This window comes from Streptomyces sp. NPDC086549 (assembly GCF_044746205.1).
In the GTDB taxonomy this organism is placed as follows: domain Bacteria; phylum Actinomycetota; class Actinomycetes; order Streptomycetales; family Streptomycetaceae; genus Streptomyces.
In genome coordinates this window covers 453,790-466,182 of the sequence record NZ_JBIVBS010000006.1, presented here as the reverse complement: position 1 = coordinate 466,182, position 12,393 = coordinate 453,790, and the positions used below count along the sequence as shown (strand labels likewise).

Annotated in this window: 8 protein-coding genes; 7 read left to right on the top strand and 1 reads right to left on the bottom strand. The window is 71.8% G+C overall.

Annotated elements, in window-relative coordinates; translation table 11 throughout:
* Positions 1-35 precede the first annotated feature (35 nt).
* Complete coding sequence (locus ACIPSA_RS22360) at positions 36-476, bottom strand: cell division protein SepF (RefSeq protein ID WP_402637649.1); 441 nt, start codon at positions 474-476, stop codon at positions 36-38.
* Positions 477-786: 310 nt separating this feature from the next.
* On the opposite strand from ACIPSA_RS22360, the gene ACIPSA_RS22355 reads away from it, so the two are divergent.
* From ACIPSA_RS22355 to ACIPSA_RS22325, 7 genes are all read left to right on the top strand, one after another.
* Positions 787-1,965 (top strand): DUF5685 family protein, encoded by a 1,179-nt coding sequence (locus ACIPSA_RS22355; protein ID WP_402637647.1) that lies wholly within the window; start codon positions 787-789, stop codon positions 1,963-1,965.
* Between the two features lie 503 nt (positions 1,966-2,468).
* A complete protein-coding gene (locus ACIPSA_RS22350; RefSeq protein ID WP_402637645.1) occupies positions 2,469-4,232 on the top strand; it encodes an FAD/NAD(P)-binding protein in 1,764 nt (587 codons plus the stop codon).
* 97 nt (positions 4,233-4,329) lie between these two features.
* A complete protein-coding gene (locus ACIPSA_RS22345) occupies positions 4,330-5,112 on the top strand; it encodes a DUF1684 domain-containing protein (protein ID WP_402637643.1) in 783 nt (260 codons plus the stop codon).
* A gap of 249 nt (positions 5,113-5,361) precedes the next feature.
* A complete protein-coding gene (locus ACIPSA_RS22340; RefSeq protein WP_402637641.1) occupies positions 5,362-6,261 on the top strand; it encodes a S1 family peptidase in 900 nt (299 codons plus the stop codon).
* A 373-nt stretch (positions 6,262-6,634) separates the two neighbouring features.
* Entirely contained in the window at positions 6,635-7,714 is a 1,080-nt protein-coding gene (locus ACIPSA_RS22335; RefSeq protein WP_402637639.1) for a S1 family peptidase, read from the top strand.
* Between the two features lie 227 nt (positions 7,715-7,941).
* The gene (locus ACIPSA_RS22330) at positions 7,942-11,418 is read left to right on the top strand and encodes a DNA polymerase III subunit alpha (RefSeq protein WP_402637637.1); all 3,477 of its coding nucleotides are present in this window, start codon (positions 7,942-7,944) and stop codon (positions 11,416-11,418) included.
* Positions 11,415-12,389: a DNA polymerase thumb domain-containing protein gene (locus ACIPSA_RS22325; RefSeq protein ID WP_402637635.1), complete on the top strand. Its 975-nt coding sequence runs from the start codon at positions 11,415-11,417 to the stop codon at positions 12,387-12,389. Before ACIPSA_RS22330 ends, ACIPSA_RS22325 begins: the two co-directional genes overlap by 4 nt.
* Positions 12,390-12,393: the final 4 nt, after the last annotated feature.

Here is a 12,393-nt window from a genome sequence, read left to right as displayed (position 1 = left end):
CCAGGGCCGAGGCAGGGCCGGTGAGCGGCCCTGCCTCAGCTCTGGTTGAAGAAGCCGTCCGAGCGGTGGACCGACGACTCGCTGCTGACGATCTCCGTGTTCGCCGGCGTCAGCAGGAAGACCCGGGTGGCGACCCGCTCGATCGTGCCGCGCAGGCCGAAGGTCAGTCCGGCCGCGAAGTCGACCACGCGCTTGGCGTCGGCGGGCTCCATCGCCGTGAGGTTCATGATGACCGGGACCCCGTCCCGGAACAGCTCGCCGATGGCACGCGCGTCCCGGAAGCTGTCCGGGGTGACCGTGCCGATACGGCGGCCCTTCTCCTCGGCGACGTCCGAGGCCACCCTGACCCGCGGGTCGGTGACCCAGGCATCCCCGGGCTGCTCGGTCCCTTCGGAGTAGTCGTCGTCGTAGTAACGCTCGTCATCGTTGTCGTCGACGAGGCCAAGCCAGGCACTCGCCTTGCGTACCGATCCCATGGACGCCTCCTCTCACAGCGGTCCTTCATGCTTTCCGCACCCCATGGTCGTCCATGATGCGGATGGCGCGCCAAGTGGATAGACGCCGCGCGGGGGGTTTGTGACGGTACTGGTGCACAGCGCATACGTCGAGAGCCCGCGTCTCGCAAGGGCTGTACGGGACACGGCTGCTGACTGTGAGTGAAATATGATTCTTCGCGGCGTACGGGTGACGAGCGGGGCGTCCGGGTGAACGGATCGGCTGCTACGACATGACAGTCGGCCGATACGATGCCGCAGCTCAACGTCGTACGGACCACGGGGGATCGTCATGTTCGGAATCGTCAGGCCCTGTAGCCACCGGCTCGGTGAGAGCCTCAAGACCCAGTGGATGGCGCATTTGTGCGGGCTGTGTCTCGCGCTGCGCGGAGACCACGGTCAGTTCGCTCGGGTCGTGACGAACTACGACGGGCTTCTCATATCGGTTCTGACGGAGGCTCAGGCCGAGCGGGCGGGATCATGGCGGCGTACGGCCGGGCCGTGCCCGTTGCGCGGGATGCGGACCGCCTCCGTGGCGCAGGGCGAGGGCGCGCGGCTGGCGGCGGCCGTCTCGCTGGTGCTGGCCTCCGCCAAGGTGCGCGACCATGTCGCCGACCGCGACGGGCTGCTGGCGCGCAAGCCGGTGGCGCTCGCCGCGCGCCGGGTCGCCGAGAGCTGGGGCCGGGCAGGGGCGCGGAGCGGGTCCGCGGTCGGCTTCGACACCGCCCTCCTCGTCGACGCCGTCGACCGGCAGGTCGGCATCGAGTCCCTCGCCGGGCCCGGGACGCCGGTCCTGACGGTCACCGAGCCGACCGAGACCGCGACCGCCGCGGCCTTCGCGCACACCGCGGTGCTGGCCGGACGCCCGGGCAACGCGATACCGCTGGCCGAGGCCGGGCGGCTCTTCGGACGGCTCGCACACCTCCTGGACGCCGTGGAGGACAGGGAATCCGACGCCGCGTCGGGTGCCTGGAACCCGCTCACCGCGACCGGTACCCCCCTCGGCGAGGCCCGCCGACTCGCCGACGACGCGCTGCACGGCATCCGGCTCGCGCTGAGCGAGGTCGAGTTCGTGGACGGCAAACTGGCGCACCTGCTGCTCGTGCACGAGCTGGGGCGCTCCGTGGACCGGGCGTTCGGGACCACGTCCTGCGGGCACGGGCCCGAGGCCGCCTTCGGGCCGCCGCAGGGCCCGTACGCGCCCCGGACACCGGGGAACCCCCACGGCGCCATCTCCTTCGGCGGCGAGCCGCCCCGCCCGGACAAGCGGGGCTTCTGGGCCGGGTGCGCGGCCGCCCTCGGGCTGTGCTGCACCTGCAAGATGTGCTGCGCCGACGAGTACGAGGGGCCCTGGTCGCGGAAGAAGCGGGAGGGCTGCTGCAGCAACTGCGACTGCGACGCCTCGTGCTGCGATGCCTGCCAGTGCTGCGAGTGCCTTGAGTGCTGCTCGTGCTGCGACTGCGGTCTGTGACGTTCCCCGAAGGATACGAAAGGGCGTGAAAGGGTGATAACGGGCGCGAGGGGAGGGGTGCGTGTGTGAAGGCGAAGGCAAAAAAAGGGGGGAGGAGAACGCGAGAAAGGCGCCCGCCGGGGCGGTGCGCGCAGCGGGTCAGCTCAACAGGAAGAGGACCACACGCGACCGAAGTCGATGTGGGAGCGGGTGACCAGGCACTGCTGTGGACGCATGGGGCAAGTGGAACAGGTCTCCGGTTCCGCGTCAACTGACCTGAGACCTACGGCTCACAGTGCGGACGGCCTTGACAGTGAGGGGAAACGCCCACGTACAGTCGGCGAACGGCCCTGCTGAGGGGCTCGGCCGTACCCGCGCCGCACGGCGCTCCCGTGTGAAGGCATCCACCCGTGTTCGACCTACGTGTCACGGAGCCTTCGCATGTCATCCGACACCCTCGACAAAGTCCCCGCCGCACCGGAGATACGCCGGCGCGCGCACGCCCCGCTGATGGGGGCGACCCGATGAGACCGGCACTGGTGATCGTGGGAGCCGGGCCGCGGGGGACCGGTCTCCTGGAGCGCATCGCCGCCAACGCGCCCGAGCTGTACGCCGGTTCGGGCCTCGACATCCATCTGGTCGACCCCTGCCCGCCGGGCGCAGGACGCATCTGGCGCGAGGCGCAGTCCCCGCTGCTCTGGATGAACTCGCACGCCGAGGACGTCACCATGTTCACCGACGAGACGGTGCGGATGGCGGGACCGGTGCGGGAGGGGCCCACCCTGCACGAGTGGGCGGGCCTGGACGGCCGTACCTTCGCGGACCGGCAGATCCAGGGCAGATACCTGCGCTGGGTGTACGAGCGTGCCGTCGCCGACCTGCCCCCGGACGTCACCGTGCACCACCACCCCCGGCGTGCCCTGCGCGTCAGCGGCTCGCGCGAGGGCCGCCAGCAGGTGTGGCTGGAGGGCCGCCCGCGCCCGCTCCTCGCCGACCTCGTCGTCCTCGCCCTCGGCCACCTCGACGCGGAACTCGACTCCGAGCAGGAAGAGTTGGCCGTGTACGCGCGCACCCACGGCCTGGTCCACCTGCCGCCCGACTTCACCGCCGACAGCGACCTCGCCCCGCTGAAGGCCGGCGAACCCGTCCTCGTCAGGGGCTTCGGGCTCGCCTTCGTCGACCTGATGGTGCTGCTCACGGAGGGCCGGGGCGGACGGTACGAGGGTGATAGCGGTGATACCTATGTCCCGTCGGGGCGGGAGCCGGTCCTGTACGTCGGGTCGCGGCGCGGAGTGCCGTACCACTCGAAGATCGGTTACGACTGGACCGGCGAACGCCCCCCGCTGCCGCGCTTCTTCGGTCCCGCCGAGGTCGACGCGCTGCTCGCCCGGCCCGACCGCTTCGACTTCCGGCGGGACGTGTGGCCGCTGGTGCAGAAGGAGCTGGGGTTCGCGCACTACCACCGGCTGTTCACCGTCCATCCCGAGCGGACGGCGGTCGCCTGGGCCGACTTCGAGGAGAAGTACGCCGCCGGGGACGTCGCCGACATCCAGGCGCTCGTGGCCGCCGCCGTACCGGACCCCGCCGACCGGCTCGACCTCGCCGCGCTCGACCGTCCGCTCGACGGGGTGCGGTACGCCTCGCACGAGGAGTTCCAAGAAGGGCTGCGCGGCTATGCCGAGGCCGATCTGAGCCGCCGTCACGATCCCGAGCACAGTGCCGACCTGTCGGTCTTCCTCGGGCTGCTGTCGGTCTACGGGCAGCTCATCCGGCTCGGGGACGTCGGCCCCTGGTGGCACGGCTTCTTCAGCTACCTCGCTTCCGGGCCGCCCGGCCCCCGGCTGCGGCAGATGCTCGCGCTGTCGCGGGCGGGCATCGTCAGGTTCGTCGGCGCGGACATGGCGGTGACCGCCGAGGACGGGGTGTTCCGGGCGTCCGGTTCCACCGTGCCGGGTTTCTCCGTCGAGGCGCGGGCGCTGGTCGAGGCACGGCTGCCCGAGCCCACGGTCGGGCGGGCCCGCGACGGTCTGCTGCGCGAGCTGCACGCCGAGGGCGCCGCCGAGACCCCGGACGGGTTGCTGCGCGTCGACCCCGCCGACGGACGGATCCTCGACCGGGCCGGCCGGCCGCATCCCCGGCGCTTCGCGCTCGGCCCGTACACCGACGGCCGTACCCCCGGCGCCTTCACCCGGCCGCGCACCGGCGGGCCCGCGTTCGGGCAGAACGACGCCACCGCACGGGCCACGCTGGCCTTCCTGCGGGACCTGGCCCTACGCCCCGCCGCCTGACGAACGCCACGGAATACGGGGGCGCAATCCCGCGCTCCCACCTCGGACCGCCCCGACCCGAATGGAAGGGCTGAGGCGAATGGAAAGGGCTGATCGCATGACGACGGACGCGTCCGACGAGTGGAAGCGCTGGCACGAGCACCGCACGGAGAAGGTGTCGGCGTCCTACGGGCCGCTCGCGCTCACCGGCACGCACTGGATCGAGGACCATCCGGACGGCCGGCTTCCGGACCTCCCCGGCCGCTGGGCGCTCGACGGTGACACGGTCGTGCTCACCGCCGCCGGGACCGACGGCCTGACCGTGGACGGGCGGCCCTTCTCGGGGGAGGTCCGCCTCGGCGCCGACAGCGGACCGGAGGCCACCGCGCGCGTCGCGCTCGGTGAACGCCGGCTGGTCGTACTGGTCCGCGAGGGGGTCTGGGGCGTACGGGACTACGACCCGGCATCCGCGGCACGCCGGGCCTTCAAGGGCATCGACGCCACCCCGTACGACCCCCGTTGGGCGGTGCCGGGGCGCTTCACGCCGTACGAGGCGACGCGCACCGTGCGCGTCGGCAACGCGGACGGCCGCGAGCGCGGGCTCGCCCTCGCCGGCGAACTCGCCTTTGATCTGGCGGGACAGCGGCTGACACTCCAGGCGGCGCAGCAGGCCGACGGCGCGCTGTGGGCGGTGTTCGCCGACGCCACCAGCGGCGACAGCAGCTTCCGGTTCCGGTTCCTCCACCCGCCCGCGCCCGACGCCGACGGGCGTACGACCGTGGACTTCAACCGGGCCGTGCTGCCGCCGTGCGCCTTCGCCGATCACTTCATCTGCCCCTTCCCACCGCCGGGGAACACGCTGGACACAGCGATCGAGGCAGGCGAGCGCAGTCTGATCTGAGGGTTTCGCGGGGAATGGTGACGTGGCGTCAATTCACCCAGAACACGGCGAGATCGCACATAGTTCGCGCAGATCGAACACAGTCGCACGGCCGAAAGGTGCCCTTGCGCCTACCGGCCGTTCGGCCGAATACTCCCCCTCAGCGCTTGTCAGGGGCATACGTGTTCGGATCCGAGCGCTCTCCCTGGCTGCGCCTCACGGGCCCCGACCCCACGCGGGCCCCCGACTTCCCCTGGGAGGGAACGAAAAGTGAGGATCAAGCGCACCACTCCCCGCAGCGGCATCGCGAGACGGACCCGGCTGATAGCCCTGGTCTCGGGATTCGTGGCCGCGGCCGCGTTCGCCGCCCCCACCGCGAGCGCGAGCGACGCCCAGACGTTCAGCGCCAACCAGCTCACCAAGGCGAGCAACTCTGTCCTGAAGGCCGACGTGCCAGGCACCGCCTGGGCGGTGGACAGCAAGACCCAGCGTGTCGTCGTCACCGTCGACAGCACGGTCTCCCAGGCCGAGATCGCCAAGATCAAGCGCCAGGCCGGGACCAACTCCGGGGCCCTCACCATCAAGCACACCCCCGGTCGGTTCAAGAAGCTGATCACCGGCGGCGACGCCATCTACGGCGGTTCCTACCGCTGTTCGCTCGGCTTCAACGTGCACAGCGGGAGCACGTACTACTTCCTGACCGCCGGCCACTGCGGTGAGGTCGCCTCCACCTGGTACTCCAACTCGGGCCACACCACGACGCTGGGCACGAACGTCAGCTACAGCTTCCCGACGAACGACTTCGCGCTGGTGCGCTACACCAACTCGTCGATCGCTCACCCGAGCGCGGTCGGCAGCCAGACCATCAGCAGTGCGGCCACGCCGAGCGTGGGCACGACGGTCTACCGTCGCGGCTCCACCACCGGTACCCACAGCGGCCGGGTCACCGCGCTCAACGCCACCGTCAACTACGGCAGCGGTGACATCGTCTACGGCATGATCCAGACCACGGTCTGCGCCGAGGGCGGCGACAGCGGCGGTCCGCTCTACGGGGGTTCAGTGGCCTACGGTCTGACCTCCGGCGGCAGCGGTGACTGCACCTCCGGCGGCACGACCTTCTTCCAGCCGGTCACCGAGGCGCTGAGCTACTACGGCGTGAGCGTCGGCTGACGCTTCCTCCGGTTCGGCCTGTGTGGCCCCCGTACGCAACCGGCGTGCGGGGGCTCCCTCTTGTCCGGGTCGCGGAGCTACCGCAGGCGCAGCAGCAACTGCCTCCGGCATTCGGAGGATCGAATTCAGGCCAGGGCTGACGTTGCTGACAGCTGATCAATTACTCGCGAGTAGAGTTTGCAGTGCGAATTTTCCAGCGATGACCGTGGACGGTCAAAGGTGGAGGGGGCGTGCGGTGCCCGTCTACGCGCGTCCTGAACTCGACCTTGTGCGCTCCCTGTGAGATTCGGAAGAGTAGGCGCCCGTCAACCAGCCTTCCGGTCTGTGAGGTCCCCACAACCTCCCGGACCATCCCCCCACAGGAGGACGTGAGTTGAAGCACCGACGCATACCCGGGCGGCGGGCTGCCCTGGCGGGTGCGGGAGTTGCCGCACTGGTCGCCGCGGGAGTCACTTTCCAGAGTGCGAACGCCAGTGAGTCGTCCAAGGCCTCCGTGCCCGAGACCCTGTCGGCCCCTGCGGCCGGAAAGCTCGCCTCCACGCTCGTCGACGACCTGGGCACGGGCGCGGCGGGCACGTACTACGACGCGAAGACGAAGAACCTGGTCGTCAACGTGCTCGACGCGACGGCCGCCAGGACCGTCGAGGAGGCCGGGGGCAAGCCCAGAATCGTCGCCAACTCCCTCGCCGAGCTCGACGGCGCCCGTACGACGCTGAAGGAGGACGCGACCATCCCCGGCACCTCGTGGGCGACCGACCCGGTCACCGACAAGGTCCTCGTCACCGCCGACAGGACCGTCTCGGCGACCGAGTGGGCCAAGCTCGCCAAGGTGGTCGACGGGCTCGGCGGCACGGCCGAACTCCAGCGCTCGAAGGGGGAGTTCAAGCCCTTCATCGCGGGCGGCGACGCGATCTCCGGCTCGGGCGGGCGCTGCTCGCTCGGCTTCAACGTGGTCAAGGACGGGCAGCCGTACTTCCTGACCGCGGGACACTGCACCGCGGCCATCTCCACCTGGTCGGACTCGTCCGGCAAGGAGATCGGGAAGAACGAGAAGTCCAGCTTCCCGGGCGACGACTTCGGTCTGGTCAAGTACACCTCGGACGCCGAGCACCCGAGCGAGGTCGACCTCTACGACGGCTCCACCCAGAAGATCACCGGCGCGGCGGAGGCCACCGTCGGCATGAAGGTCACCCGCAGCGGCTCGACCACCCACGTGCATGACGGCAAGGTCACCGGCCTGAACGCCACCGTGAACTACTCGGAGGGCACGGTCAGCGGTCTCATCCAGACCGACGTCTGCGCCGAGCCCGGTGACAGCGGCGGCTCGCTCTTCGCGGGCAGCAACGCGATCGGTCTGACGTCCGGTGGCAGCGGCGACTGCACCTCCGGTGGCGAGACCTTCTTCCAGCCGGTCACGGAGGCGCTGTCCGCGACGGGCGCGCGGATCGGCTGACCCGCACCACGAGTGCCCGTGGAGTCCCGCCCCGCGCGCGAGGGGCGGGACTTCCGCGTGCTGCGGCCCGGGCGGCGGTGGAGCGGTCCGTCGCCCGGACGTTTGCGCAGGTGGGACACGCTCAGACGGAAGTCGCACAGGTGTTCGGAAATGGAGGTATGGTGGGTGACGGGGTAGGGAACTGATGTTCGAGAGCCGGTCGGGGCTCACGAGTGCGGGAGGTGCGTGTGCCGGGTTTCACGCATCTGCACACCGTCTCCGGGTTCTCCCTGCGGTACGGAGCCTCACACCCGGAGCGCCTGGCCGAGCGCGCCTCCGAGCGGGGCATGGACGCCCTCGCCCTCACCGACCGCGACACCCTCTCCGGCACGGTCCGCTTCGCCAAGGCCTGCGCGAAGGCGGGCGTCCGTCCGCTGTTCGGCGTCGAACTGGCGGTGGAGGGGCCCGCGCGGGTGCGGGAGGACGAGTCCGTACGACGGGAAAGGCGCCGTACCCCCGTACGCGGCGGTGCCTTCATCGACGAGTCGACGCCCCGCGTGACCTTCCTCGCCCGGGACGGCGCCCGCGGCTGGGCCGACCTGTGCCGCCTGGTCACCGCCGCCCACGCCGTCGACACCGCGGGCACCCCCCTTCTGACCTGGTCCGACAATCACGCCGACGGTCTGACCGTCCTGCTCGGCCCCGCCTCCGACGTCGGCCGTGCCCTTGCCGCCGGGCGCCCGGACCGTGCGGCCCGGCTGCTCGCCCCCTGGCGCGAGGTCTACGGCGACGCCCTGCGTCTGGAGACCGTCTGGCACGGCCGCGAGGGCACCGGCCCCGGCTCCCTGCGCCTGGCCGCCCGCACCGTCGGCTTCGCCGCCGAGCAGCGGATCCGGCCGGTGCTCAGCAACGCCGTCCGGTACGCCGACCCCGGCCAGGGCCCGGTCGCCGACGTCCTGGACGCCGCCCGCCGGCTCGTCCCGATCGACCCGGCCAAGGAGCTGGACTCCGGTGAGGCCTGGCTCAAGGACGCGGACGCCATGCTCAAGGTGGCCGAGCGGATCGTGGAGGCGGCGGGCTACCGGCGCGACACCGCCCACCGCCTGCTGGAGCAGACCAGGGCGACGGCCGCCGAGTGCCTGGTCGACCCCGAGGACCACCTCGGCATCGGCACCGTCCACTTCCCCGAGCCGCACCTCGTCGGCGCCGGCCGCCGTACCGCCCAGCGGGCGCTGGCCTCACGGGCGGCGGCGGGGATGGTGCTGCGCGGCCACTCCGGCAAGCGCGCCTACTGGGAGCGGATGCACCGGGAGCTGGACATCATCGCCCACCACGGCTTCGCCTCCTACTTCCTCACGGTCGCCCAGGTGGTGGACGACGTACGGGAGATGGGCATCCGGGTCGCCGCGCGCGGCTCCGGCGCGGGCTCCCTCGTCAACCACCTCCTCGGCATCGCGCACGCCGATCCGGTCGAGCACGGGCTGCTGATGGAGCGCTTCCTGTCGAAGGAGCGGGTCGTGCTGCCCGACATCGACGTCGACGTGGAGTCGGCGCGTCGGCTGGAGGTCTACCGGGCGATCATCGACCGGTTCGGCACCGAGCGGGTCGCGACCGTCTCCATGCCGGAGACGTACCGGGTCCGCCATGCGATCCGTGACGTGGGCGCGGCCCTGTCCATGGACCCGGCCGAGACCGACCGCATCGCCAAGTCCTTCCCGCACATCCGCGCCCGCGACGCCCGCGCGGCGCTGGAGGAGCTGCCCGAACTGAGGCAGCTGGCGGGGGAGAGCGAGCGGTACGGACGGCTCTGGGAGCTGGTCGAGTCCCTCGACGCCCTGCCGCGCGGCATCGCCATGCACCCCTGCGGGGTGATCCTCTCCGACGCCTCCCTCCTCTCCCGTACGCCGGTCGTGCCGACCAGCGGGGAGGGGTTCCCCATGTCGCAGTTCGACAAGGAGGACGTGGAGGACCTCGGGCTGCTCAAGCTCGATGTGCTCGGGGTGCGGATGCAGTCGGCGATGGCGCACGCGGTCGCCGAGGTGGAGCGGGCCACGGGGGAGCGGATCGACCTGGACGCGGTCGCGCCGGGCGACCCGGCGACGTACGAGCTCATCCGGTCCACCGAGACGCTGGGCTGCTTCCAGATCGAGTCGCCGGGGCAGCGGGACCTGGTGGGGCGCCTGCAGCCGAGCACGTTCCACGACCTGGTCGTCGACATCTCCCTCTTCCGGCCCGGTCCGGTCGCCGCCGACATGGTGCGGCCGTTCATCGAGGCGCGGCACGGGCGGGCGCCGGTCCGCTTCCCGCACCCGGACCTGGCGGAGCCGCTGCGCGACACCTATGGGGTCGTCGTCTTCCATGAGCAGATCATCGACATCGTCGACATCATGACCGGCTGCGGGCGAGGCGAGGCGGACCGGGTGCGGCGCGGGCTGTCCGACCCGGAGTCGCTGGGGCGGATCCGGTTCTGGTTCGCGCAGCACGCGGCGGCGCGCGGATACGACGCGGAAACGATTCAGCGGACCTGGGAGATCATCGAGGCCTTCGGCTCGTACGGCTTCTGCAAGGCGCACGCGGTCGCCTTCGCCGTACCGACGTACCAGTCGGCCTGGCTGAAGGCGCACCACCCGGCCGCCTTCTACGCGGGGCTGCTCACGCACGACCCCGGGATGTACCCGAAGCGGCTGCTGCTGGCGGACGCGCGCCGGCGCGGGGTACCGATCCTGCCGTTGGACGTGAACCGATCGGCGGTCGCCCACCGTATCGAACTGGTGTCTGAATCAACTGAAACGCCTGAATCATCCGCCGTGTGGGGTCTCCGGCTAGCCCTCTCCGACGTGCACGGCATCAGCGAGGCCGAGGCGGCGCGGATCGCCGACGGGCAGCCGTACGCCTCCCTGCTGGACTTCTGGGAGCGGGCGCACCCCAGTCGCCCGCTCGCCCAGAGGCTGGCCCAGGTGGGCGCGCTGGACGCCTTCGGCGCCAACCGCCGTGATCTGCAACTGCACCTGACCGAGCTGCACCGCGGTGCCCGGGGCGCCCGGGGCGCCCGCGGCGGCCAGCTCCCTCTGGCCGGCGGGCGCAAGACGGCCCCCGCCGGGCTGCCCGACCTCACCTCGGCGGAGAAGCTCAGCGCCGAACTGGGCGTGCTGTCCATGGACGCCTCGCGCAATCTGATGGACGACCACCAGGAGTTCCTGACGGAGCTGGGCGTGGTGTCGGCGCGTCGGCTGCGCGAGGCCAGGCACGGCGAGACCGTGCTGGTCGCGGGCGCCAAGGCGGCCACCCAGACCCCGCCGATCCGCTCCGGCAAGCGGGTCATCTTCACCACGCTGGACGACGGCACCGGCCTGGTCGACCTCGCCTTCTTCGACGACTCCCACGACGCCTGCGCGCACACCGTCTTCCACTCCTGGCTGCTGCTGGTGCGCGGGGTGGTGCAGCGGCGCGGCCCGCGCAGCCTCAGCGTGGTGGGCACCGCCGCCTGGAACCTCGCCGAACTCGTCGAACTGCGCGACGGGGGCGGGCTCGACGAGGTGGCGGCGCGCCTCGCGGAGCCGGTGCCGGAAGGACCGGAGGGGCCGGACGGCGATCCGACACACGGCCGCCGGATCCGGATGGCCACCGGATACGAGATGCACCCGTGGGCCGATCTGCGACCGGCGGGTCAAGAGCCTTCACAGATACGGAAGTTGTGGCACCAGAGTCCGGGGAGTGCGGGATGACCATCCTCTGCGTACGTTTCCAGCTGCCTCCGATGTACGAGGCGGCCCTGCCGGGGCTGCTCGGGTTGTTGGAGGAGTTCACCCCGGTCGTGGAGGCGCTGCCCCCGGACGGGGCGCTGGCCGATCTGCGGGGTGCCGAGCGCTACTTCGGCCGCAGCGCCGTCGAGCTGGCGGCGGTGATCCGCGTCCGCGCGCTCGCGTTGTACGGCGTCGACTGCGCGATCGGCGCCGGGCCGGGCCCGATGCTGGCCCGCGTGGCGCTGCGCGCGGCCCGGCCCGGGGTGACCTGCGCGGTCCCCGAGGAGCCGGACGCCATCGCGGAGTTCCTCGCCGAGAAGCCGGTCGTCGCGCTCCCCGGCGTCGGCACCGCGACCGCCCGCACCCTGTGCGAGTACGGCCTCGACACCCTCGGCCGGGTCGCCGCCGCGCCGCTGTCCACGCTCCAGCGCCTGGTCGGCGCGAAGACCGGTCGCGAGCTGCACGAGAAGGCGAACGGCGTCGACCGCGGCCGGGTCGTGCCGAACGCCGTATCCCGCTCCCTGGCCGCCGAACGTCCCTTCGGGATCGACGAGCTGGATCCCGACCGGCACCGCCGCGCCCTGCTCTCGGCCGCCGGGGAAGTGGGCGCCCGGCTGCGCGCCCTGGAGAAGGTCTGCCGCACCCTGACCCTCACCGTGCGCTATGCCGACCGCTCCTCGACGACCCGCAGCCGCACCCTCGGGGAACCGACCGCGCACTCCGCCGCGCTGGCGAAAACCGCGTACGACATGTACGAGGCGCTCGGCCTCCAGCGCGCCCGGGTCCGCGCGATCACCCTCCGCGCGGAAGGGCTCGCCCCCGCCGGGCAGGCCGCCCACCAGCTCACCTTCGATCCCGTGGACGAGAAGGTCCGCCGTATCGAGGAGGTCGCGGACCGCGCGCGAGCGAAGTTCGGACCACGGGCGGTGATGCCGGGGACGCTGGCCGCGTAACCCC

Coding starts and splice junctions, on each gene's coding strand:
- ACIPSA_RS22355 (WP_402637647.1), top strand. CDS start 787: ATGTTCGGAATCGTCAGGCCCTGTAGCCACCGGCTCGGTGAGAGCCTC.
- ACIPSA_RS22345 (WP_402637643.1), top strand. CDS start 4,330: ATGACGACGGACGCGTCCGACGAGTGGAAGCGCTGGCACGAGCACCGC.
- ACIPSA_RS22360 (WP_402637649.1), bottom strand. CDS start 476: ATGGGATCGGTACGCAAGGCGAGTGCCTGGCTTGGCCTCGTCGACGAC.
- ACIPSA_RS22325 (WP_402637635.1), top strand. CDS start 11,415: ATGACCATCCTCTGCGTACGTTTCCAGCTGCCTCCGATGTACGAGGCG.
- ACIPSA_RS22350 (WP_402637645.1), top strand. CDS start 2,469: ATGAGACCGGCACTGGTGATCGTGGGAGCCGGGCCGCGGGGGACCGGT.